The 24,069-nt window shown below is 38.7% G+C and carries 24 protein-coding genes; 8 read left to right on the forward strand and 16 right to left on the reverse strand.

All coding sequences use genetic code 11. The features are described from left to right. The 3 genes from AAC037_RS01565 to AAC037_RS01575 all read right to left on the reverse strand — a co-directional run. On the reverse strand, positions 1-294 hold a 294-nt coding region (locus AAC037_RS01565; RefSeq protein ID WP_339901124.1), incomplete at its 3' end, for a TraB/GumN family protein. 13 nt (positions 295-307) lie between these two features. Then, positions 308-1,039, reverse strand: coding sequence for an RluA family pseudouridine synthase (locus AAC037_RS01570; protein WP_339901125.1), 732 nt, complete (start codon positions 1,037-1,039; stop codon positions 308-310). Between the two features lie 21 nt (positions 1,040-1,060). Then, complete coding sequence (locus tag AAC037_RS01575; protein ID WP_339901126.1) at positions 1,061-2,641, reverse strand: peptide chain release factor 3; 1,581 nt, start codon at positions 2,639-2,641, stop codon at positions 1,061-1,063. A gap of 148 nt (positions 2,642-2,789) precedes the next feature. Between AAC037_RS01575 and AAC037_RS01580 the strand changes: the two genes are divergently transcribed. Both AAC037_RS01580 and AAC037_RS01585 read left to right on the forward strand, forming a co-directional pair. After that, positions 2,790-3,350 (forward strand): hypothetical protein, encoded by a 561-nt coding sequence (locus tag AAC037_RS01580; RefSeq protein ID WP_339901127.1) that lies wholly within the window; start codon positions 2,790-2,792, stop codon positions 3,348-3,350. Next, a complete protein-coding gene (locus AAC037_RS01585) occupies positions 3,343-4,128 on the forward strand; it encodes a TIGR02757 family protein (protein WP_339901128.1) in 786 nt (261 codons plus the stop codon). The genes AAC037_RS01580 and AAC037_RS01585 overlap by 8 nt, the downstream gene beginning before the upstream one ends. A gap of 102 nt (positions 4,129-4,230) precedes the next feature. On the opposite strand, the gene pyrE is transcribed toward AAC037_RS01585, so the two are convergent. Continuing rightward, entirely contained in the window at positions 4,231-4,875 is a 645-nt protein-coding gene (gene pyrE / locus AAC037_RS01590) for an orotate phosphoribosyltransferase (protein WP_339901129.1), read from the reverse strand. A gap of 83 nt (positions 4,876-4,958) precedes the next feature. Between pyrE and AAC037_RS01595 the strand changes: the two genes are divergently transcribed. Next, a complete protein-coding gene (locus AAC037_RS01595) occupies positions 4,959-5,648 on the forward strand; it encodes an NUDIX hydrolase (protein WP_339901130.1) in 690 nt (229 codons plus the stop codon). On the opposite strand, the gene coaD is transcribed toward AAC037_RS01595, so the two are convergent. From coaD to AAC037_RS01615, 4 genes are all read right to left on the reverse strand, one after another. Then, positions 5,636-6,091 carry a pantetheine-phosphate adenylyltransferase gene (gene coaD / locus AAC037_RS01600; RefSeq protein ID WP_339901131.1) on the reverse strand — a complete coding sequence of 152 codons (456 nt, stop codon included), beginning with the start codon at positions 6,089-6,091 and terminating at the stop codon, positions 5,636-5,638. The two genes, AAC037_RS01595 and coaD, sit on opposite strands and share 13 nt — an antisense overlap. Then, the gene (locus tag AAC037_RS01605) at positions 6,088-6,867 is read right to left on the reverse strand and encodes a DUF3822 family protein (RefSeq protein WP_339901132.1); all 780 of its coding nucleotides are present in this window, start codon (positions 6,865-6,867) and stop codon (positions 6,088-6,090) included. Before AAC037_RS01605 ends, coaD begins: the two co-directional genes overlap by 4 nt. 51 nt (positions 6,868-6,918) lie before the next feature. Beyond that, on the reverse strand, positions 6,919-7,500 hold the full coding sequence (locus AAC037_RS01610) for a hypothetical protein (RefSeq protein WP_339901133.1): 582 nt from the start codon (positions 7,498-7,500) through the stop codon (positions 6,919-6,921). A gap of 61 nt (positions 7,501-7,561) precedes the next feature. Further along, positions 7,562-8,071, reverse strand: a complete 510-nt coding sequence (locus tag AAC037_RS01615; protein ID WP_339901135.1) for an NUDIX hydrolase — start codon at positions 8,069-8,071, stop codon at positions 7,562-7,564. 16 nt (positions 8,072-8,087) lie between these two features. Between AAC037_RS01615 and AAC037_RS01620 the strand changes: the two genes are divergently transcribed. Then, the gene (locus tag AAC037_RS01620; protein WP_339901136.1) at positions 8,088-9,515 is read left to right on the forward strand and encodes an AAA family ATPase; all 1,428 of its coding nucleotides are present in this window, start codon (positions 8,088-8,090) and stop codon (positions 9,513-9,515) included. A gap of 43 nt (positions 9,516-9,558) precedes the next feature. Next, positions 9,559-9,951 carry a DUF1573 domain-containing protein gene (locus AAC037_RS01625; RefSeq protein ID WP_303612853.1) on the forward strand — a complete coding sequence of 131 codons (393 nt, stop codon included), beginning with the start codon at positions 9,559-9,561 and terminating at the stop codon, positions 9,949-9,951. A gap of 77 nt (positions 9,952-10,028) precedes the next feature. Here the strand turns inward: AAC037_RS01625 and AAC037_RS01630 are convergent, their stop codons facing one another. Both AAC037_RS01630 and gntA read right to left on the reverse strand, forming a co-directional pair. Continuing rightward, complete coding sequence (locus AAC037_RS01630) at positions 10,029-10,616, reverse strand: urea carboxylase-associated family protein (RefSeq protein WP_303612852.1); 588 nt, start codon at positions 10,614-10,616, stop codon at positions 10,029-10,031. 74 nt (positions 10,617-10,690) lie between these two features. Next, positions 10,691-11,374 carry a guanitoxin biosynthesis heme-dependent pre-guanitoxin N-hydroxylase GntA gene (gene gntA / locus AAC037_RS01635; RefSeq protein WP_339901141.1) on the reverse strand — a complete coding sequence of 228 codons (684 nt, stop codon included), beginning with the start codon at positions 11,372-11,374 and terminating at the stop codon, positions 10,691-10,693. A gap of 379 nt (positions 11,375-11,753) precedes the next feature. Here gntA and AAC037_RS01640 point away from each other — a divergent pair, with 379 nt between their 5' ends. Further along, positions 11,754-12,602 carry an SDR family oxidoreductase gene (locus AAC037_RS01640; protein ID WP_339901144.1) on the forward strand — a complete coding sequence of 283 codons (849 nt, stop codon included), beginning with the start codon at positions 11,754-11,756 and terminating at the stop codon, positions 12,600-12,602. A gap of 178 nt (positions 12,603-12,780) precedes the next feature. Here AAC037_RS01640 and AAC037_RS01645 read toward each other — a convergent pair whose 3' ends face one another. From AAC037_RS01645 to AAC037_RS01665, 5 genes are read right to left on the reverse strand one after another with little or no spacing between them, the layout of a single operon-like run. Beyond that, positions 12,781-13,530 carry a GDSL-type esterase/lipase family protein gene (locus AAC037_RS01645; RefSeq protein ID WP_339901146.1) on the reverse strand — a complete coding sequence of 250 codons (750 nt, stop codon included), beginning with the start codon at positions 13,528-13,530 and terminating at the stop codon, positions 12,781-12,783. Positions 13,531-13,536: 6 nt separating this feature from the next. Beyond that, complete coding sequence (locus AAC037_RS01650; protein WP_339901147.1) at positions 13,537-14,589, reverse strand: LD-carboxypeptidase; 1,053 nt, start codon at positions 14,587-14,589, stop codon at positions 13,537-13,539. 8 nt (positions 14,590-14,597) lie between these two features. Then, positions 14,598-15,887 (reverse strand): D-alanyl-D-alanine carboxypeptidase, encoded by a 1,290-nt coding sequence (locus tag AAC037_RS01655; protein WP_339901148.1) that lies wholly within the window; start codon positions 15,885-15,887, stop codon positions 14,598-14,600. A gap of 18 nt (positions 15,888-15,905) precedes the next feature. Next, entirely contained in the window at positions 15,906-16,280 is a 375-nt protein-coding gene (locus AAC037_RS01660) for a DUF423 domain-containing protein (RefSeq protein ID WP_339901150.1), read from the reverse strand. A gap of 5 nt (positions 16,281-16,285) precedes the next feature. Beyond that, on the reverse strand, positions 16,286-16,969 hold the full coding sequence (locus AAC037_RS01665; protein ID WP_339901151.1) for a YggS family pyridoxal phosphate-dependent enzyme: 684 nt from the start codon (positions 16,967-16,969) through the stop codon (positions 16,286-16,288). A gap of 588 nt (positions 16,970-17,557) precedes the next feature. On the opposite strand from AAC037_RS01665, the gene AAC037_RS01670 reads away from it, so the two are divergent. Further along, on the forward strand, positions 17,558-20,782 hold the full coding sequence (locus tag AAC037_RS01670; RefSeq protein WP_339901153.1) for a SusC/RagA family TonB-linked outer membrane protein: 3,225 nt from the start codon (positions 17,558-17,560) through the stop codon (positions 20,780-20,782). Positions 20,783-20,800: 18 nt separating this feature from the next. Next, a complete protein-coding gene (locus AAC037_RS01675) occupies positions 20,801-22,405 on the forward strand; it encodes a SusD/RagB family nutrient-binding outer membrane lipoprotein (RefSeq protein ID WP_339901155.1) in 1,605 nt (534 codons plus the stop codon). 76 nt (positions 22,406-22,481) lie between these two features. Here the strand turns inward: AAC037_RS01675 and AAC037_RS01680 are convergent, their stop codons facing one another. Next, positions 22,482-23,987: a PQQ-binding-like beta-propeller repeat protein gene (locus AAC037_RS01680; RefSeq protein WP_339901157.1), complete on the reverse strand. Its 1,506-nt coding sequence runs from the start codon at positions 23,985-23,987 to the stop codon at positions 22,482-22,484. Between the last annotated feature and the right edge of the window lie 82 nt (positions 23,988-24,069).

Genomic DNA, 24,069 nt, shown 5'->3' on the forward strand with positions numbered 1-24,069 from the left:
ATCAGAAATTTTTTGCCCCCCTTTATTGTAAAGATTCTGCTGCATGGCCACTTGAAGTTGAGGGTCATCCATATCAATTTCAAGTACTAGATAATCAGCCTTCTTTAACTTGTCGGCTATCTTGTCATTGATTGCGAAATCCTCCTGACAAATTAGGTGAATCGTCCCGAAAAGGTAAGAGGGTGTTGAGGAATCAGGGCCGATTATTTCCCAAAAAACCCCTTCTTCCTCTTGGCCAAAAGCTGAAATTGACCCCAGAAAAAATAGACAGATGAAAAAATATTTTTTTAACATTGTGCAAAAGGTTTTATCCGCTAAATGTATTGTCTAAGCGGCGATCAGCTGATTTTATATTTTCGAACTCTAAAAACTGCTCCCAAAACGGTTCTTCCGGTAATGCTGCTCTTAAGAACAATTTTTCTTTTTTGATGGGGTGGATAAATACCAAATGAAATGCATGAAGGTTGATACTTGCATCAGGGTTTGGCTTGGAGAATCCATATTTTATGTCACCCCTTATCGGACAATTCATGGTTGATAGCTGCACACGCAATTGATGAGGTCTTCCCGTAATAGGGCGAAGCTCCAATAGCCAGTGGTCATTTAGCTTGCCCAAGCTCTTATAAGTCAATTCAGATCTTTTGGAATTGGGCACTTCTTTGTCATAAGCAGTGGAAGTGTTTTTATCTGAATCCTTAACCAACCAATGCGTTAATTTTCCTGATTCCTCTTTGGGTCTTCTCTTTACTACTGCCCAATAGACCTTGTGGACTTCTCTTTTTCTGAACAAAGCAGTCATCCTTTCTAAAGCTTTGGAGGTTCTGGCAAACACCACAATCCCACTTACTGGCCTATCTAGCCTGTGAACGGGGTGGAGGAACACTGCCCCGGGCTTGTTGTATTTATTGGCGATATAGGTTTTGCAAAGGTCAGTAAGTGTCTTGTCTCCCGTTTTGTCTCCTTGTACCAATATACCTGCAGCCTTGTTAACGACTAGCAAATGATTGTCCTCATATATAACGTTAAATGGCCTTTTCATGTATGATCAGGTTTAATGAATTTATAATTCTGATGTGTAGTGAAATTCTATTTCAGGAAAATTGTCCTTAACCATTTGGAGCCAAGCCTTGCTTTCTGCCATGAATACAAGCTTACCATCTTTGTCTTTGGCAATATGCCTTTGCTTGGAACGGATAAATTCATCCAATTTCTTTTTGTCAGTACTTGTGATCCAGCAAGCCTTGTACAATTTCATTGGAACAAAATCAGCGGTGGCATTGTATTCGTTTTTCAATCTAAATTTTATTACTTCAAATTGAAGCTGACCTACTGTACCAACCACCTTTCTTGAACCTATTTCAAAAGTAAAAAGCTGCGCGACCCCTTCTTCCATTAATTGTTGCAAGCCTTTTTCAAGTTGCTTGGTCTTCATGGCATCCTTGTTAACCACTTCTCGGAAAATCTCCGGAGAGAAGCTTGGGATACCTTTGAAAGTGAGGTCTTCCCCGTCAGTAATGCTGTCTCCAATTTTTAGATTTCCTGTATCATAAAGACCTACAATATCTCCAGGAAATGCCTCCTCAATTATTTCTTTATCCTGCGCCATAAAGGAGGTGACATTGGAAAAACGCAATGGCTTGGTACCTCTTACATGATTGTAGGGCTTGTTTCGTGTAAATTTCCCAGAACATATCCGTAAGAATGCGATACGGTTTCGGTGCTTTGGATCCATATTGGCGTGGATTTTAAATATGAATCCACTGAATTGATCCTCTGTAGGAGCAACCTCTCTCTGCTCTGTTTGGCGACTTTTTGGACCGGGGGCTATTTTAATAAAAGTGTCCAGCATTTCTTTGATCCCAAAGTTATTGACAGCAGATCCAAAAAATACCGGTGCAACGCTTCCTTCAAGGTACTCTTTGGGATCAAATTCCGGATACACTCCATCAATTAATTCTACATCTTCCCTCAGTTGGTCTGCTAAGCTCGTGCCTATTCGGTTATCCAATACTTCTGAGCTTAAGTCTTCAATGATAACCCTGTCATCACTTAATTTCCGCTGACTAGGTGTAAATAGGTTCAACTGCTTGTCATACAAGTTGTATACCCCCTTAAAGGATTTACCCATAGAGATGGGCCAGGATAGTGGTCTTACCTGGATGTTTAATTTGGTTTCTACTTCATCTAGCAGGTCATAGGGATCTCGTCCTTCCCTATCCAACTTATTAATAAAACAGATAACGGGAGTTTTCCTCATTCGGCAAACTTCCATTAATTTCTCGGTTTGAATTTCCACCCCCTTTACACAGTCAATAACCATAATGACAGAGTCAACTGCCGTCAGTGTACGGTAGGTGTCTTCAGCAAAATCTTGGTGCCCGGGGGTGTCAAGAAGGTTTATTTTTTGTCCCTTGTATTCAAACCCCATAACGGAAGTGGCTACAGAGATTCCTCTCTGTTTTTCAATTTCCATCCAATCGGACTTGGTTGCAGTGTCAATTTTATTTGACTTTACAGCTCCCGCAGTTTTAATGGCACCACCAAAAAGTAGCATTTTTTCTGTTAAGGTGGTCTTTCCTGCATCTGGGTGAGCTATTATTCCAAAAGTCTTTCTCTTCGCTATCTCTTCAGTTAGGGTCATGGTGCTTAGGTGTTTTCAGCCTGCAAAGGTAGGTAAATCAGTTGACAATGTCAGGATTTATCCTGATGGGAGTCGGGATTGTTTAGCAAAATTTGATTTTTGCTTGTTTGGGTATTTTGACTTAATTTTGAAATTGCATTGGTAAATAATGAATTCAATTGAACTTTTCTTCCATAGGTTTTTCAAATTTATTTGGAATGCCATCTTCGTCCTAACGTATCCCGTACTCGCCACTTTCGGGCTGCTATTCATTGGCATAACTTATTTCTTTTCTTGGCTATCTTCACTATTGACGAAATTTGGTGGTTCCACCACCAAAATACAGAATAAATCTGAGTGGGTTTACATGACAGAGGAGTCAAATTTAATTGAAGGAAAACTTCATAAACAAATAATTTTCGGTCCGGAGTGTTATCACCTCAGAAGAAATGATGGAATACCTTCTGTTATTGAAGACTTTGTCTTTGGGAAACGAATCATCATTATGGAAGAGGGTTGGCTGCTTGAAAAATGGAACTCTACCGAATTGGCCAATATTCCGGATTTCGATATATGTCTCTACAAACCTGAGGATGATAAGTTAATTAGTTTAGCGAAAATTAAGTGCTTTGATTGGCATATTGCTTCAAAGGACGAGGAAAGTATCTTACTTAAATGGTTTGACGGTACCCAGGGAGGAGAAGTAAAAGTGGTTTTGGCTGATGGATAATCTAAAGTCCTTTTTGGATGAAAAAGTTTTCCTTTTTAATCAACCTTCCTTTATTGAAGACGACCCTATCTCCATTCCCCATCGCTTTTCAAGGTTACAAGATATTGAGATTTCAGGATTTTTTGCAGCCATTCTCGCCTGGGGACAGCGCAAAACCATCATCAATAAGAGTTTAGAATTGATGGACTTAATGGGCAATAGCCCTTATGATTTTGTTTTAAACCACTCAGATAAGGAGCTTAAACAATTGATGAAATTTAAGCATCGAACTTTTAATGATATAGATACCCTTTATTTTATAGATTTTTTTTCTAGGTATTATAGAGAAAATGAGAGTTTAGAGCAGGCCTTCACCATTGGGCATAGTGAAGATGTGGATGCCATGGAAGTACTCCTTAGTAATTTTCATGATTTGTTTTTTCAATCAGAACAAGCCCCTAGGCGTACGAGAAAACACATTGCCAGTCCGAAGAAAAAGTCTGCTTGCAAGCGGATCAATATGTTTTTGAGATGGATGGTGAGAAAAGATGGAAAGGGAGTTGATTTTGGATTATGGAATAAAATCTCCCCGGCCCAATTGGTTTGTCCTTGTGACCTGCATGTAGACAGAATAGGACGTTCGCTTGGTCTTATCCAACGAAAACAAACAGACTGGCAAACAGCCATGGAGTTGACCAGGAATTTAAGGCTTATGGATGCCGTAGATCCAGTTAAATATGATTTTGCTCTATTTGGTTTAGGGGTCTTGGAAAAGGAACAGAAGATGCACTTGAAATAGTCTAAACGAGGCGTTAATTCCTCCATAAAAGCCAATCCCCCAAATCAAATGATTTGAGGGATTGGTATTAGGTAAACTTTATAAATTATTGCATTTTCCTTCTTAAGGTTGCCAAGTGTCAGGCCCTTTTCTCCAGTCAGCCAATGTATTCATGTCGGCTTCAGAAACATAACCTTGCTTTAGAGCTTGGGGAAGCAAAGAACTGTAATCGCTTAGGCAGTATAGTTTAACACCTTCTTTTTCGAAATTTTTATCGGATATTTCAAAGCCATAGGTGAAAATGGCAACCATCCCCAAGACTTCAAATCCTGCTGCTCGAAGGTCATTTACGGCTTTGAGAGAACTTCCACCGGTGGACACAAGGTCTTCTACCACCACCACTTTTTGTCCGGGGGTGATTTTCCCTTCAATCATGTTTTCCATCCCATGGCCTTTGGCCTTAGACCTTACATAGACAAAAGGTACATCAAGCTTGTCAGCAATAAGCACACCTTGAGGGATGCCTGCTGTGGCTACTCCTGCAATGGCTTCAATGTTTAAAAAATGCGTACGTACTACACTAGTTAATTTTTCTTGAATAAATTTTCTTACCTCAGGGAATGAAAGTGAAAGTCTGTTGTCACAATAGATAGGTGATTTCCATCCAGATGCCCAAGTAAACGGATCCTTAGGCGATAGTTTGATGGCTTTTATTTCAAGTAGCTTTTTTGCGATTTGAGAAGCGGTGCTTTGATCATAAATTTCCATGCGATAAATTTAACCATTTAATATTTACTCAGGGTTGTGCACGCTGGAAAAAAATTGCAATTTTAGAAAAATTAGATCTGTTTATGAAAATATTCATCAACGATAAGCCATTAGACTTAGTTAGTTCAAAGAAGTTTTTACCAAAAAAATCCTTTGAATGTGTTTACGATAATCCAAATGAATTACCTCCGTCAGCAGAATTTCATGATGATGTGTTGATAAAAAATCCCTCGAAGGATGTAATCGTCCAACTGCTTTATTTATTGCGTTCCAGAAAGCTTAAAAACCTGGATAGTATCACTTTGGTTACTGCCGAGAAAGAAATGCTTAAAAAATTTATTAAAAGTAGGTTTTTGATAATTAAAGCAGCAGGAGGAGTAGTTACAAAGGAAGACAAGATATTGTTCATCCATAGACTTGGCAAATGGGATCTTCCTAAAGGTAAGTTTGAAAAGAAGGAAACGCCGGAAGGATGTGCTGTAAGGGAAGTTGAGGAAGAGTGCAATATTAAAGTGAAACTCAACAAGCCAATTTGCATTACTTGGCATACCTATACTCAGAATAAGAAAAGTATTTTGAAAAAAACGTATTGGTACAAAATGAAAAGTATCGATGATTCAATGATGAAACCTCAGGTGGAAGAAGGGATCGATGATATTAAATGGCTGCAACATCATGAAGCAAAAACTGCATTGATTAATTCTTACCCTTCTATGCGTTATTTGTACAAGAGATTTTTAAAATTGACTCCTAAAATTGCTCAAACCTTATAAGGAAGGAATTTGTTGACATTGCCACCGTATTTATGTACTTCCCTGATGATGGTAGAACTGATGGCTGCATATTTTGGAGTAGTGATTAGAAAAACGGTTTCCAGCGATTCATTGAGATACCTGTTCATTTGACTGATGGTATTCTCATATTCAAAATCAGTAGTGTTTCTCAAACCACGAAGCAAATACTTGGCATCATGTTTTTTTGCCAATGAGGAAGTTAATTCATCATAAACAATAATTTTAACGGCAGGAATGTTCTTGTAGGTTTGCTTGATTTTTTCCACCATAAAATCAATGTCAAAATACCTGTTTTTTTTGCTGGTATTGTGACCAATACTAATAATTACCTCATCGAAGATGTTTAATCCTCTCATGACAATGTCATGATGACCATTTGTATAAGGGTCAAAAGAGCCTGGAAACAGTGCTGTCTTTTTCATGAAATAATTTTTTGTTGCCAGAAAGCCTCTAGAAGATGGGTGTTTAAAAAGGATTCTGCTCCCGGGAGATAGGAAACGTTTTGCTCGGGTGGTGTTAAGTGTATGTTTTTAAAATATAAATCCATGGCTTCCTTACTGGTGTGAAGCCATTCAGGATTGCCAAAAAGACGAATCTTGCAATGCGTTCTGTCAAAGGCCATCTGCTGGATAAATGTAAAGACATACCGTAGAAATGTGGCTTCGTCCGGAATAATAAACCTATTGAATAGTGATAATTTCCCTTCTGTAAAAGCTGCCAAATACATACAGTCAGGTGATGCGTGTATGAATAACTCCTGGCTTTGGAAATCCTGATTTTGACTCAAGAAATAATCTAAAACATGAGATGCCCCATGTGTAATTTCCAATTCAGGTAATTTCTTGTCTAGTTGATCCAATAATTGCTTGTCTGCAGTGCCTAGCACTTGGATGCTATTGTTGGCAATGCCTGTATAAGTGATATTGTCTTTTTCCTTATTTATTTCGGTTGCAAAGCTCAAGTATTGGGAGCATTGAGAAGCATTAAACAATGGGGTGGGAACGAGGGTGAATCTTTGGTGATGGAGGTAAAGCTTGCCTTCAGAGTTGGGGGCATTGAAAATCTCTTCTGTTTCTATGATCTGATTTACCGTTTCCTGTTCCTGAAAGGAATAGATGAAAGAAGCCGTGATTTTCTTATATGAGAAACTTCTGGCCGTTAAAGAAAAGCGATAAATAGGATATGTCTTGCATATCATATTTATCGCTAATGAATTTACTTTGAATATGGGATCCTACCTTATCCAAATTTATTCCCAGTTTCCTGAAGTCGAAGAATCGGTTCTTGAACCAACTCTAAGTGCTTTCTCATTGTTGTTTCTTCTTCTTTCAGGATTGCGAGGTGCAGGGTCTCTGATTTCAAACACAGCAATTTCTCTATTGCTACGCTCAATCTTGTCTGCAAAGAACTCAAAAGTTTTACCTCCTGAACCAGGAACTACATTTAATAAGTCAAGTTCAAAATCAGGGTATTTATTCTTGTTGAATAATGAATCCTGAACATTTACAGCTCCCAATGTATCCAAGGTTACTGTAGTTTCTTCTTTACCATAGTCTAACAACTTGGTGGTTTCAGTCCGCTGAACAAGGTAAATATTACCTTCTTGGATGAATTTTTTAAGATCCGGCCAGTTGGAAGCATACTCATTATTTGCTGCCTGATAAGCGATTTGGGCATCTCTTAGCATTTCCAGTTTCTCAATTATTCTTTCTTCAGTCCTCTGGAGAATTTTTTCCTCTTCCACAACTTCATCTACACCCAGATAAAGCTTGTACCCGAGACCTAAGGCTCCCAATAGAAAAACAATCGATAAGATTTTACTCAATGTCATTTTGAATAGCTTTAAAGCGTAATTAAATTATTATAAAGAATTGATGGTTCGTATTAGAATGCTATTTTATGCATTTATTTCCAAAATTAAAATATCCTTTCCATATTCTTACATCATTCAAAGAATTTATTCTTCCAAATAGTGCATGTTTTTTATCAGACGGGATATTTTTTATTTCTTCCATGCTTAGAAATTTAACCTCCTCAATAACCTGTTTGTCGGTTTCTAACTCAGGATCAATTCCAACTTCTAATTTACCATTTGTTTGGCTAACTTCAAAGAATAATTCGATAGCGTGTAAGGGAGGGGATAAAAATTCATGAACAAATTGATATGCTCCCACCTCAATTTCTAAACCGGTTTCTTCCAGAAACTCCCGTTTTAAGTTTGATTTGGCATCCTGACCATACTGCATGCCACCTCCTGGTACGTTCCAAAAATAGTGGTTGTCGCCCATTTGATGTTTGACCATTAAAATTTTATCCTCTTGAATCAATATGCCGTTAACCCTCGTCCTGAGGCGGTTTCCGAAATTATCAATTATGTCTTTTTTTATGTTCGGGTTTTTCATCTTAGTTTCGCAATAGATGCATAAAGATAATCACGCAAGTTTAAAGCCTTCCCAAAGGATAAGGAAATATTTCCCCCACAGCCCTACCACTGACCAGGAATATTTCTTTAATGCCATGGATGCTTTTTTAGATAAAAAAATTCCTGCAGGGGCAACTTATATACTCAAAGGCTATGCAGGTACCGGTAAAACTACTGTGTTAGCTGCTTTGGTAAGAGCTTTGCCATCTTTGGGTCTAAGGGCTGTGATGTTAGCTCCTACAGGGCGTGCGGCCAAGGTTATGAGTGCTTATGCAGACAAAACAGGCTATACGATTCATAAAATAATTTATAGAGCAAAACAGGGGCTTGTAGACGGTGGAGATGGATTCGTTGTTCAAAAAAATTATTACCACAAATCTGTCTTTATTGTAGATGAAGCCTCTATGCTTTCAGATGATAGAATGGGAGGGAAATCCCTCTTGGCAGATCTAATAGGTTTTGTTTTTCAAAATCCGGAAAACAGGCTGCTATTGATTGGAGATATTGCCCAATTGCCTCCGGTTGGAAGTGAAGACAGCCCCGGGTTGGATAAAAATTACCTGACAAGAAATTTTAAATTGGATGTAAATGAGGCATTACTAACCATAGTAACCAGACAAGAGCAAGATTCAGGAATATTGGCCAATGCCACTACCCTTAGAAATGAAGTCCAAAAGCCTAAACCTAGTATATCATTTAACACCAAAGGATTCAAAGATTTTTATCGGATGACCGGGGAGAGGCTGGAAGATGGTTTGCGTTATGCCTATGATAAATTTGGACTGGACAATACCATGATCATTACTAGGTCCAATAAGGCCGCGGTCCAATACAATAAATACATTAGAAATGCGATTTTTTATTACGAAGACGAGTTAAGTGCCGGTGAAAGGTTAATGATTGTTAAAAATAACTATAGCTATATGGAGTCTTCAGAGAAGGTTAGTTTTTTGGCCAATGGAGATTTTGTAGAGATACTTAAAATTCGTTCTTTTGAGGAAATTTATGGCCTAAGGTTTGCTACGCTAGAATTGAGGTTGATAGATTATCCCGACGAAGTCCCTTTTGAGGCACGGGTGATACTGGATACCTTACATTCAAATAAACCTGCTTTGGGAATGGAAGAGTGGAAAGCGCTCTATCAGTTGGTGGAGGAGGACTATCAGGATTTGGAACAAAAAAGTAAGATCAGAGAAGCGATGAGTAAAGATCCTTATTTAAACGCTCTGCAAGTCAAATACGCCTATACGCTTACTTGTCATAAATCTCAAGGTGGACAATGGGATGCGGTTTTTGTTGACCAAGGTTATTTGAACGAAGAACAAATTGACAAAAATTACGTGAGATGGCTATATACGGCCATGACCCGTGCCAGAAAAGAATTGTTTATGGTGAACTTTCACAACAATTTCTTCATTAAATAGTAGTGTTTTTTATAAAAATGAGAAAGAATTAAATTTGACATATATGAAAAGGTTATTAACAGTAGTAATGGCAATTGTATTAAGCTCAGCACTTGCAATTGCCCAAGAAAAAGCAGTAAAGGGGCCTGTCATTACATTTGAGGCAGATTCCAAAGATTTTGGTGATATCAAGCAAGGAGATAAGGTGGAAAATGTGTTTAAACTCACCAACACAGGAAACGAACCGTTGATTATCTCAAACGTGGCTGCAACATGTGGTTGTACCGTGCCCAGCTGGCCAAAGGAGCCGGTAGCTCCTGGTAAAACAGCTGAAATCAAAGTCTCATTTAATAGTGCCGGAAAAATGGGTAAACAAAACAGCGTGGTTAGAATTTATTCCAATGCCAGCGAACCTATTGAGAAGGTATCATTGATTTCAAATGTGTTGCCTAAATAAGAAATAAAGTTTTTATTTCCCATAATTTACAAAGCCTGCCCCGAGTGATTGGAGGCAGGCTTTTTTATGAGAGGTGCTTAAAGGTTGCTTTCAAGGATTTCATAATGGATAGGTTTAAATGTTCCTCCATTGCTGTCTTCAGCAGAGCATGCCGTAAGTGCAATAATAAGATCCATTTGAGCTTGAAAGAGCAAATAATCTCCCGCTTTACTTAATGGAGGCAGTACTTTTAATCTCCCTTTTTGGTCAAATTGTACATTCATGAAAATATTAAAAGCCGTAGGAATATCATCAGGGTTAATCCCATAAGGAGCCAAAGAGGTATGCAGATTCTCAAAGCAACTTGGGTGATAATCATCAATATTATACATGATCTTGAAGGTTTCTGGACTGCACGGGGCTAGTAGGAAATCATTTCTGCCATTGGTGTCTTCTAAAATTTCCATCATTTTATTTCCTCTGTTACTCCAAAGGAAATTACCAGCAGTAATGAGAATGTTTTCTTCAAAATCCAATGTTTTACCAGAAGATATTTTTTCTAAAGTATCATTTGCATTAAACAATACCATGTCACTTACTTGTCCACCTTGAGGATCGATAACTTTTAATTTTTGCCCTTTTTTTAATTCAAAAGCTACTCCGGATTGTTTATTAATTGTGTTCATTTAGCTTAACTAGATTAGTTTTTTTATTTTAAATACCTCTTTTCCATCTTATTATATTCTTTAACAATCTGAAATCAACTGTTCGAATGGAATGGACACTGCCATTTTTCGTTGATTTGTCTCCCGCTATATTGAACAGCTTCGCTGCTTTTGCCAAAGTCTTTTAAGACAGGGTTGACAGATCCTTGGAAGTCGATATCACGTTCCCTTATTTTATCGCGGATTTTATGATAGGATTTATTGGCTCTTAATTTCACAAATTGGCTATGTAAATTGAATACCAAGGTGGTGTAAGGGGTTCTTCTGGCTAATCGAGAGCTCTTAGGATGCATTCCTACAACGTAAAATGCATGACCTGCTATGCTAAAGCTAAATGAAGCATTTTCAGGGTCACTACTTACATTTGGATCCCAAGGCTGTTCATCGATGTTATGAATGTATTGAAGTTGATCCCACAATAAATGTTCAAATTCCTTTTCTGAGTTTATTTGAGTTTCTGGAAATACAGCTATAAAAGATTTAAATTTATTGCTTTCAAAATCGATATTAGCCAAATACGCTTTGATTGCAATGAGCATTTTTAGAGCAGTATCTTTTGAAGCAAATTTCTTAAATAATTTCATTTCAAAATTATTTAAAGAGAATACAGCATTTGCCATTACACAAGGGTGTTTTTTATCGATAATAAATTCTTTATACGCTTGTTTTATATCCTTTAATTTAGCCTCAGTATTTGAAATTATGGTGTTGGGTTTCATTTTAATTGAATTTATGTTGGTAAACGTTTTCATTATGGGGTTAATACTGCAAATTTTAGACCTTTTGCATAAAGCGATTTTTTTGGGCTAATTATTTTAGTAATAGTATCAACTCAATGAATTTTTTAATCCAATTCCTTAGACTCAAGAAATATCATTTCAAACAACCCTAATTTGGTTTTTGCTTTAAAATAAATTTGCCGGATTCAGACTGTTTTAAACACTTTTCCAATATGTAGGAAGCTTACTGTAAGCTCTATAAAAAGAGAGCGCTGTCTTTTGGATTCATGTTGTCATATGAGTTAAATAATTCATTAATTGAGTGCTCAAGTGATATTTTCCTTGCTTAAATTGGTTTTTTTAAAAATAATATTGAAATATGAATAAACCGAAGCAATTTCCGGATCAGTCTCTTAGCCAACCTGGTGATCAGTACAAAATGAATCCAATTCCTGAGGTAATTAGAGAAAATTATAAAGGAAGCGGCAAGTTGGAGAATAAAATTGCATTAATAACTGGTGGGGACAGTGGTATTGGAAGGAGTGTTGCCGTTCATTTTGCAAGAGAAGGCGCAGATGTAGCTATTGTTTATTTAAATGAAGTTTCTGATGCTAAAGAAACTCAGAAATTGGTCGAAAAAGAAGGTAAGAAGTGTGTGTTGATAGAAGGAGATATCAGGATAGAAAGTTTTTGTAAGGAAGCTGTCCAACAATGCATTGATTCATTAGGGGGGTTGAATAGCTTGATTTGCAATGCTGCGATGCAATTTCCAAAGGATTCCTTGAATGAAATCGATAGTGATCAACTTCAAAAAACATTTGAAACAAACATATACTCTTTCTTTTATATGACTAGAGCAGCATTGCCTCATTTGAATGAAGGTGATACCATAATAAACACCTCGTCAGTTACAGCTTACAGAGGAAGTGAACATTTGATAGATTATTCGAGTACCAAGGGAGCAATAGTAAGTTTTACACGCTCTCTTTCTCAAAATCTGGCTAAAAAGAAAATTAGGGTTAATGGTGTTGCACCAGGCCCAATTTGGACTCCACTAATTCCAGCTACTTTTGATGATGTATCCCAATTTGGGCAAGATACTCCCCTTGGACGCGCTGGACAGCCAAGCGAAGTGGCCCCGGCCTATGTGTATCTTGCTAGTGAAGATAGTAGTTATGTGACCGGACAATTTATCCATATTAATGGGGGAGAACTGATTGGAGGGTAATTGGTTGAATTTAATTTTGTCAAAAGATGCAGTGAAAATCTAATTAAATCATGCGCCTATATGATTTGGACTCGAATCGAAAAAATAAATTGCCAAACAATTTGGGTAGTGTGACAATTCAAAAGAAACAAGGCGTTTTTTTTGAAGATTATATTTTTGTTGGCTTTTAGGCGAATACTTATAGTTGTTGCAGTTCCCTGAAAATTTTACTTAACTGGAATGCCCATTCTTTGTAGATGTACCTACTTGGATGTAGTCCGTCTTCCACCATGTTTTCAGCGTTACCTCCATTTTCTCGGTAACTTTCTGTAATATTTATATATGGTAGGCCGTATTTTGTTGCTTCTTGAATTATCACTCTATTGAAAGCATTGATTTCTTTTGAAATTTGATCCTGCGGTTTTTTACTGGATTGGCCAAAACGTGTAATTCCCCAGTCGGGAATAGAAACAAGCACTATATGTTTTTTACTACTCTTTAAGAAACTTTGAGTGGTTTCAATCAGTTCAATCAGCTCCTCATGGAATTGTTCGGTTGATTGCCCTCGGTATTGGTTGTTTACCCCAATAAGTATACTGGCGATGTCATAAGAATTGGGAGCGATTTTCTCTTGACTCAATGCCTGAAGTAATTCACTGCTTGTCCATCCTGTTTTGGCAATCACTTTTGTGTTAAATTTTATTTCCTCATTGGCTAATATTTTTGCGATTTTCCAAGGGTAAGCATTTTGTGTCGTTTCCCCTTCACCAATAGTGTAACTGTCTCCCAAGGCCAAGTAATTTATTGCTCTTGTTGGCGACTCATTTGTAGCGTTGTTTTTATTTCCAAGCATTTTTTGATTGTAATTACATGCAGAAAGTATCAATAGGTAGGCAATAGGAAGATGGTATTTTCCTTTGCTTAGAATTACATATAAACAGTTTGCCACTTTTGGTTAAACGGTCTCGAAAATGGATTGATCCGTAGTCAAAGTTCCTTGATCTGCATCCATAATTACTCGGGCTCCATGAGGTAATAGAAACTGCTTGGGGACATGTCCAATCATGGATCCACGGAAAGCAGGGATTTTATGAGGGAGCAAGTAATCATCAAATATCTGATCTAAGGTAAGGTTTCCATATCCGCCGCTTGGATCACAGTCGGTACATTGCCCAAAAATAAAGCCCTTAATTTCGTTGAATACTCCCATAAGCATCAAAGTGCTCATCATTCTGTCAATTCTGTATGGTTCTTCTCCAATGTCTTCTAGGAAAAGAATTTTTCCTTTGAAGGAAGGAAGGTAAGGGGAGCCAGCTAGGGAAGTCAGGACTGTAAGGTTTCCGCCTATGAGTTCTCCTGTTGCCTTGCCGGGGAAGATGGTCCTTATTCTATTTTTTTTCACGACCAGGTCTTCAGTTTCTTCTACCTCATTTTCATAGACCAGTTTTTCATTTTGTTCGAAGAACATTCGCTGGAATTGGTTTACGTTAAATTTACCCCATGTACCCGAGCCATTTGGCCCATGAAAAGTAATCAGCCCTGTTTGGGCAAAAAGGGCATTGTGAAGTGCTGTGATGTCACTGTAGCCAAGCAGAGGCTTCGGGTTGTTTTTAACTGTTTTGTAATCAATTAGGGGGAGAATCCTTGCAGCTCCCGAGCCACCTCTAATGCAGATAATAGCCTTTACAGATTTGTTGGCAAACATTTCATTTAGGTCTGCCGCTCTTTCTTCGTCGGTACCTGCAAGATGTCCTCTACGGCTTTTGAGGTATTTTCCTTCAATTACCTTTAAACCAAGACCCTCCATGGCTTCTTTTGCAAAGGTAAATTGCATCAAATCTGCTGTTGCTGCAGAAGGGCTGATTAAACCCACCAAATCACCTTTTTTTAAAGGAGATGGTAAAAGCTTTTTAGGGGCAAAAGAATTTGTTGAGGTAGGGGTAAAACCTAGAACTGGTAAAGCGCCAAGCCCTAGGCCCATTTTTTGTAAAAAGTGTCGTTTTTTCATGGCTGCAATTAGAAGTTATCGCGAATATATAACAGCACCTTTTCCATCTCTTTTCTTACCACTGTGGCTTTATAGGGGTAATTGTTGTTCATGAAGGCAAAGGCGTAGATTTTATTGTTTTTGGTTTTTAAATAGCCAACCAAGCTATGGTGGTTACTAATGGTCCCTGTTTTTGCTATTACATAAGGCCTGGAGGCTGAATAGTTGAATTTTAAAGTCCCTGTTCTTCCTCCGGTCGGCAAAAGGCTGAATAGTTCATCGTCAGGAAATAAGCGGTAAATTTTCTCAGCCAATGATACCATGGTACGGGGGGTGAACAGATTGTGTCTTGATAGCCCGGAGCCGTCAACCCATTGAGGGTCATCAGGTAAGTCATAAAGATACGTTTTTTTAATGTATTCAATGGCTTTTTCACTGTCCAGTTCATAAAACAACTTGTCGGAAATTTGAAGAAGCAGTTGTTCTGCAATGAAATTGTCACTTTCCAGCAACATTTCTTTATAAAGTTTTGTGGTAGGTATTCCTTTCAATACAAAATGGTCAGGAGGAAGGGTGGCATTGGAAGGCTTTACAGGGGCGCCCCATTCTTTGCTTGCAAGCGCTGCAAAAGTTTCAGCTGAGGTCATAAACGGAACCTTACTGTCCCTGCCATTATATGTTCTTGGGTTATAATAAAATTGATTATTTCGCCAATTTCGTTGTACATTTTTCATGGACTTGTCTGAATAGCCTACATTAAAAATTTCGGGGCTTAAAACAGGCTTATTGTTCACATTTTTTGCACTAACCAGATTCCCGAATAGAGGGATTGGAGACATTTCTGCAGCGTAGGAATAGGTGAAATCATCCCATTGCCAGCCATACCCAAAAGGCTCATTTTTCCAATTGCTCTCAGAATAATAAAGGGTATCGTATTTGGCTAAAAAATCTTTTATGGCAGGAAGTGGGAGGGGCGGGTATTTCCAGGAGGGATCTCCGGTGCCCCAAATCGTTGCGTTATTTCCCTCAGGGATAAACCGCAAAAAAGTACTGCTGTCTGTAAGCACCATCAAAGCTCCGAAAAAAGTAAACAATTTGGTGGTAGAGGCAGGTATAAAATAAATATGACTGTTTTTTTCGTAGCGAACCACTTGGCTATCTAAATCATATAACATGAACCCTGTAAGATGGTTGTCAAAAAATGAGTTTTCCCCCATTAATTCGTCCAACCCTAAAAATGAAGATTTTAAGTCTTGGGCTTCTGTTTCTTGAAAAATGGCCAGCCATACAATAATAGTTGCTAAAAATTTTAACTTCATACAATCAATCTTAAGTTTTTATTTGCCGAAACTGAGAAGCAACATTACCCAGCCTAAGATAAATGAGAGTCCCCCAAGAGGCGTGATAGCACCTAACCAGGTAACTTGGCTTAAACAAAGGATGTATAGGCTTCCTGAGAAAATTAATATCCCTGCTATAAAAAATAGGGCACTATAATTTATTCGTTTTTTATCCGGAAACTGCAGGCTTAATATACCCACCATTAGCAGGGCTAAACTATGATAAAAATGATAGCTGACCGCTGTTTCATAAGTGTCTAACCTTCCGGTACTCACCAGCATCTCTTCCAGAGCATGTGCTCCAAAAGCCCCGAAAATAACTGCGAGGGCACCAAATACTGCAGCTGTTTGAATAAGATTACTTGATTTCATGATGGTTAATTGTAATTTCTAGACCCAAAAATGGCGCTTCCTATCCTGACCATGGTGCTCCCTTCTTGCTGTGCAAGCAGATAATCTCCGCTCATTCCCATAGATATTTCCTTCATTTCCACATTCTCAGGTAAGGATTGAGCCCTGAAGGTTTCAAAGAGTGCCTTTAAAGCCCTGAACTCCTCCTTAATTATATCTTTATTTGCTGTGTTCGTAGCCATCCCCATAAGCCCCATGATTCTAATATTATGCATGGTTTTAATTTCATCTCCCAAAAGGAACTCGTTTAATTCCTCCTTGTTCCAACCGAATTTGGTTCCTTCTTTGGCAATGTGGACTTGCAATAAGCAGTGAGTCGATTTGTTTATTTTTTTAGCTTCTTTGTTAATTTGTTTCAACAAGCGAAAAGAATCCACACTGTGGATCAGGTGAATAAAAGGGACAATATATTTTACCTTATTTCGTTGTAAATGTCCGATCATGTGCCACCTGATGTCTTCAGGTAATGCGGGAGCTTTTTCGGTGATTTCCTGTACTTTATTTTCGCCAAAATCCCTAATACCCGCTTCGTAGGCTTCCTGAATCGCTGAAATTGGTTTTGTCTTACTTACAGCTACAAGAAGACATTCCGGATTGGGGAATGAGTCTTTGATTTCCTTTAGGTTTTTGCTTATATCTTTTGTTTGCATTTTCGAATTTGTTACCCTGAAATAGAATATCAAAACAAAGATATTGGTATATTGGAGACAATGCTAAAAATTATACTATAAACAAGCTGAAAGTTTATTTTTAAAATAGCTTACCAAAGAAATATTCCTAGAATTGGAGGAATTGGTGAAGAGTTCTTTTTTTACTTGAAAATTATTATTTAGTTTTTCATCTAATTGTGTTTTTTAACTAAGTAAATAATCCAATCACATAATTGACAAATTATTGACGATGGGTTAAAGGCTTTTATACCCTATTAAATTCAATTGTAGATTGGATTCATAAGGTTATTTTAACAATAGATTTTCCGGTTGTAAAAAAAAATAATTTCCATTCAAAAACGTAAAAATGGATGCGAGTATTTTTTTTTCTGTTTATTATATTCTACATTTCTGCGGAATTTAAGATTATTTAACCTTTCATCATTGTATGGCGCCATTTATAAATAGCATTGTTTTTAGTTAGAGGAGCTTAATTTCTTAAAATTAAAGGTAGTGTTTTTGTAATTTCGCCATTGATGTAAATGAAAGGGTAGTCTTTTTAATTTGTTTTATCCAAAATAACCTTTTATGAAAAACCTATTACTTATTGTTCTCATGACAATTCTTACTTCTGTGAGTGGGAGTGTCCTGGGGCAAACTGTCACTGGTAAAGTCACTGACAGTTCAGATGGAATGCCATTACCCGGAGTGTCTATCCTTATCAAGGGCACATCCACAGGAACCGCCACAGATGTGGATGGGAATTACCAACTCAATGTAGCGGGACCACAGACCGTCCTGATATACTCTTTTCTTGGGTTTGAACCAGTAGAAGAAACGGTTGGCAACCGCAGTACGATTGATGTTAGCTTATCTGAAGATGCCTCTGAGTTGAATGAGGTGGTAGTAACCGCTTTGGGTATAGAAAGAAATGTCAAAGCCCTCCAATATTCTATGACAGAAGTAGGAGGAGAGGAATTCACCCAAGCCAGAGAGAATAACATTGCCAATCAGCTGGCCGGTAGGGTAGCAGGTGTTAATGTGAGCAATGTAGCTTCAGGTCCGGCCGGATCGTCTCGGGTTATTATTCGAGGAAACACTTCCCTTCAAGGAGGAAATCAACCATTATATGTAATCGACGGTGTGCCAATGGACAATACCAATTTTGGCCAGGCAGGCGTTTGGGGTGGAGCAGATCAGGGAGATGGCATGACCAGTGTCAATCCGGACGATATCGAATCCATGTCTGTATTAAAGGGGGCCAGTGCGGCTGCCTTGTATGGGTCACGCGCAGCAAATGGAGTAATTCTTATTACCACCAAAAGAGGTACTTCACGAAAAGGAATTGGTGTAGAATTCAATTCCAATGCCGTGTTTGAAAGGATCAATAATCAAACCGACATGCAAACTGAATTTGGATCCGGAAGGTTTCAAGGAGATCAAATTACAGGGAGCGCAGTAAGGCCAACCACTGTAAGGGATGGCTATGATTGGGGAACCCAAGCTTGGGGGGAACGATTAGGTTCCGGTACTGCCATGCATTTTGATGGGGTTGAAAGACCTTATGTGTATGCAGGAGACAATTGGAATCGTTTTTATGAAACCGGAAAATCATTTACCAATAGCCTATCTTTGTCAGGAGGCAGTGATACCCAAACTTTCCGTTTCAATGTAACTGACTTAAGGAGTACTTCAGTAATACCTAATGCAGGATTTGACCGTATCAATATGTCATTGTCCACAAGCGGTAAATTTGGTAAAAAGCTGACTTTCGATGCCAAAGTGCTTTATTCCAATGAACGAACTAAAAATCGCCCCAGGTTATCTGATTCTCCGGGAAATGCTTTTCAGTCCATCTTTGCTTTGCCCCCCAATGTCAATGTGCTTTGGGGACAAGGAGACCCTAATAGATTGGGGACCATACCTGTAGGAACTGACCCGGCTCTTTTAAATGTATGGGGTTTTGCAGAGCAAGAAGAATACCTGATGACCAATAACCCTTGGGGGCAAAATCCTTATTTCTCTACGCACCAACTATCAATCAGCGATACCAGAGACAGAATAATCACTTCAGGATCTTTAAAATACATGATAACTGATCATCTGTATTTGTCCGGAAGAGCAGGTATGGATTGGTACACTAGAAGAGGAACTACATTGACTCCACAAGGAACAGGTTACTCTAGAGGTGGAAACATGTCTGAATCAGAGCGAAGGGTGAATGAAATAAACCTGGAAGCCATGTTGGGCTATAACAGGCAATTTGGAGATTTTGGTGTAGTGGCCTTTTTAGGGGCCAATAGGATGCGAAGAGAAAATGAAAATATCTCAGCAAACGGAACCAACTTTAACGTGCCTTTCTTTCATGCCATTAACAATGCTGAGGCAAGAAATTTTGGATACAGTTATTCAGGATGGGGAATAAATTCAGTATATGGATCTACTGAATTTAATTATAAAAATATACTATTCCTGACAGGAACAGGTAGGACAGACTGGTTTTCCACATTGGACCCTTCTTTAAATGACATCACTTACCCGTCAGTCGGCGGTAGTTTCGTTTTCTCAGATGCATTGGAAGACCTTCCTTTCTGGTTAAGTTTTGGAAAAGTAAGGGCTTCATGGGCCAGAGTAGGAAGCTCCACTGTAAGTCCTTATCAGATCCAAAACACCTATACATTATTAGGTGCTCCGGCAGTTGGATTTGAAGGAAATACCGTCCCTATGGCCTCCTATGCCACAGCTGGAAATAATAATGGGACCATTCCAAACCCATTTTTAGTCCCACTTCTATCTACTGAAATAGAATTTGGCTTAGATGTTCGTTTGTTTCAGAATAGATTGGGATTGGATTTCACCTATTACCATCAAAAAAGTACCAATGACCAATTGAATGCGCAGATTTCTAGGGCTTCAGGTTTTGGGTCAACATTGGTAAACTTAGGGGAAATGGAAAATAAAGGAGTTGAGATATTGCTCACAGGAACACCTGTCCGAACAAGTGATTTCAACTGGGATGTTTCTTTTAATATTGCAAGGAATAGAAACAAAGTGATCTCTTTGATTGAAGGAACAGATATATTAAACGTAGAGGAGCCAAGAACCAGAACGGTATTTGTACAACACCGAACAGGACAGCCTTTTGGAGTGCTGGCAGGATGGGTTCAACAGACATCCCCTGATGGACAGCCGGTTTTTGAAGAAAATGGGGCTCCGGTACAGTCGAGTCAAATGGAAGTAATCGGAAATGGTATTCCTGATTTTACTGGTGGTTTTAGCAATAGCATTACCTATAAAGGCTTTAATCTTTCTGCACTAATTGACTTTAGAGTGGGTGGAGAAATCTATTCGGGAACCAATGTGAGGCTTACCCAATGGGGATTGCACAAGCAAACCTTACAGGGAAGAGAAGGTGAAGAACCGCTTACTGTAAGTGGAGTGATACAATCAGGTACGACTTCTGATGGCACACCTATTTATGAAGATTTCACGAAGACCTTATCACCCGGAGAGGCCAATAATTATTGGAATCAAATGGGCAATAGGGTTCAGGATCATTTTATATACGATGGCTCATTTGCCAAATTGAGGCAAATAACTTTTGGGTACAATTTTCCAAGGCGTTTGATGGAAAAAACGCCATTTACTAATGTGAGTTTGTCATTCGTAGGCAGAAACCTTTCTATCCTTTGGAAGAACATTGATAATGTAGATCCGGAGTCAGGTTATTCTTCAGGCAATGGCCAAGGGCTTGATTATTTTGGAATGCCTCAATCAAGGTCTTATGGATTCAATTTAAGAGCTTCGTTTTAATCGTTAAAAGAAAGAATTATGAAAATTATAAATAAATTTCTTCTATTTGGTTTGGCGGTTAGTGTATGCTTAACTTCCTGTAACACAGAAGAACTAAATGATCTTAATATCAACCCTCAAGCGGTAAATGAAATTGATCTGAATTTCATGTTTACTGCCGCACAGCTTGGGTCAGCCTCAGGTGGTTCTGCAGGAGATAACAGATACCTTGATTGGCGGACAAATATAGGCATGACAGCCTATTTGATTCAACACTTGGCCAATGCAGGAGGGGGAATCGCTCCAGGTGATAAATACACTGAAAACTTCGAGTCAAACAATGCACCTTTTGAGTTTTTCTATGGAGATGCACTCAAGAATATTTCAGAAGTGATCAAGCAAACAGGTCCCGGAGGTTATGATGAAGGGAATAAAATAAACACCAGAAATGCCGCAAGGATTATTAGGGTTTTGAATTTTCACCGATTGACTGATTTTTATGGAAATATACCTTATTTCGATGCCCTTCAAGGGATGGAAGGGGTATTCTTTCCTGAGTATGATGAACAATCAGAAATTTACCCTGATTTATTGAAAGAGTTGGAAGAGGCTACTGCTGCCTTGAGCACTTCCAACCCGGATGAAGGTTTTGCTGCTGCAGACATTATTTATGAAGGAGATATTGCCAAATGGAAAAAATTTGGTTATTCCCTAATGTTGCGTTTGGCGATGAGGGTATCAAATGTTGCCCCTCAACTTGCTGATGAATATGTGACCAAGGCCATTGCCGGTGGAGTCATGGAAAGCAACGATGACAATGCTTGGGTACCAATGGCTACAGGTCCTAGTGTATGGATCAATCAAAATGGTATTTCCAGGGCTTTTTATCCTGGTGATGGCGGGCAACCGAGTTACTTGAGTAATACCCTTGTTGACTGGCTAAAAGCTGGTGCTACAGCCCCTGATGAAGTGGATCCAAGGTTGATGATAATTAGTGGTGGAATAGCCGATTGGTCTGCTTTGGAATGGACACCGATCAATACCAACCCTCTGGAGCAAAAAGGTATGCCAAACGGATACGATGCTGCAGGCCTAGATGAGCTGGAAGGGGAAACTGTTGATTTGGTGACAACCTATTCAAGAATCAACTACTTGATGTTGCAATTGGATGATCCATATATATTTATGAATTATGCTGAATCTGCCTTTTTGCAAGCAGAAGCCTTGGAAAGAGGGATTGGTTCAGGGATCCCGAATTCTGCTAAGGAACATTATGAATCAGGTGTAAAAGGAGCCATGCAAATGTATACACCATTTGATGCATCTTTGACTGTTTCTGATGAAGAAGTAGAAGCTTATCTCGCAAGACACCCTTACGGGGCAGAGAAGCCGGCACTTGAAATGATTGGAGAGCAAATGTGGGTGAGTAAGTTTTTCAACTGGTGGGAAGCATGGTCTGACTGGAGAAGAACCGGCTACCCTCAGTTAACCCCGACTAACTACCCGGGAAATATCACTCAAGGCCAGATCATGAGAAAACTTAAGTACCCTGCAGCTGAAGTAGCAGCAAACGCAAATTTTCAGGCTGGAGCTACACTACCGGACGTAAATACCACCCGAGTTTGGTGGGATGTAGCCAATTAGGCAGGAGTATTTAGAAAATATTTGTATTTACTTGGTTAATTTAGTGTTTTATAAAAGGCTGCCATCAGGCAGCCTTTTATTTTTTATAGATGGCCTTGCCTTCGGAGCCCATAAAACTTCCCCAAAGCGGTTTTTCTTTAATCCTAATAGGTAAATCTATTCGCTTGACTTTCATACCTAAAAAAGACAAAATATCCGAATTGCTAAAATACTGACAATGAACCAAGTCGAGGTATCCATCAGCGTCAATGTCGCCCAACCAAGGTGTAGAAAAAATATTTTTAAAACTCTTTGTTTGATCGAGCAAGTAAGATGTGTCGGCTTCAAAGTCCATTAGTACCAATTTGTTTTCAATGGAAAAAGCTGATCGGTCATCTATAGGTCGATTACAATCGTATTCATTGATACTGAATATGACTTCATCTATTTGGTCTCCATTTAAGTCATAAGCAATTGGTGAAGAAAAGCCGGAACATCCCATTTCTTTTTTAAGCAAAATTTCCCCTGATTTTCCATCTACCAATACCTGAACCAATCCTGTGTTTTGAGGCCAGACACCTTTACTTACAAAGGTAAACAAGTCAGGGATATCATCCCCAGTAAATTGCCCTACGGCAAAGCTGTTGCTACTTTCAGTGTTGGGTATTTTAAGTTGCCAGATTTCTTCAAAACTCTTGCCACAAATGGCAGTCAGTGTACTTGCATGTGAAACGGAAACGATGTCTAAAATTTCATCCTCATTTAAGTCAACCAATACCGGCGGGGCAATAAACCCATGGCTTTTTTCACGTACCAAAGTCTTAGCATTGGATAAATTATTACCCATAAGGTCGCTGAGCTTGGCTAAATACAAATTTCCGGAAAGGGTTTCCCCACCACTACCGAATAACACTTGCTGTTCTCCTGACTTTTTTTGTTCAATAAATAAGGGAGATAAATAGGTTTCTCCTCCATCAGGCATGGTGTCTGCCGCCAAAATGTCTCCATTAACCGGGTCAATCACCATTAATACACCAGGAAACCTTCCTTCAGTTTGGTTGGGTTCTACCTTCGCATTTCCACCATTGCTGGTCAATAACTCTTCGATACCATCTCCATTTTGGTCAGGAATGGTTACACTATTGTAAAAATTAAACCGTGCATTTTGAAGGATGGGATGGTGGAGGTGGTCTAAGGTATCAAACTGCCAAATCAAATCCCCGGTACGGCCATCAATTGCTTTTAAGTGCGGCCCACGCCCACCAATAAATACATCAGGCGTTTCATCTTGGTTTATATCCAAAAAGGTAGCAGAGCCAAAAACCTGATCTACTGTTTCTTGCGTCCAACGCAATTCTCCATCCATGCCATTGATGGCTAAAACCCCTGATGCTGTATATTCATATTCATTCTTCCCTGCACCAATTACAAAATCCAAAACCCCATCATTGTTTAGGTCTGTAGCTCTTGGTGAAGATTGGGAGCCTATGATTGGGAAGCTTGATTCCCATACCAATTGGCTTTTCTCTTTTCTATTACAAAATGCAAATACGAACAGGACGATTAAAAAAGGAAGGATTGAAAGTTTCTTATTGAATGGCATTGCTGCGGAGGTTGACGAAAGAATAATAATTACTGTCGTCCGACTAAATTATCAAATTTAAAATAAAGTGGTCATACTAAAT

The organism is uncultured Cyclobacterium sp., from assembly GCF_963976465.1.
In the GTDB taxonomy this organism is placed as follows: domain Bacteria; phylum Bacteroidota; class Bacteroidia; order Cytophagales; family Cyclobacteriaceae; genus Cyclobacterium.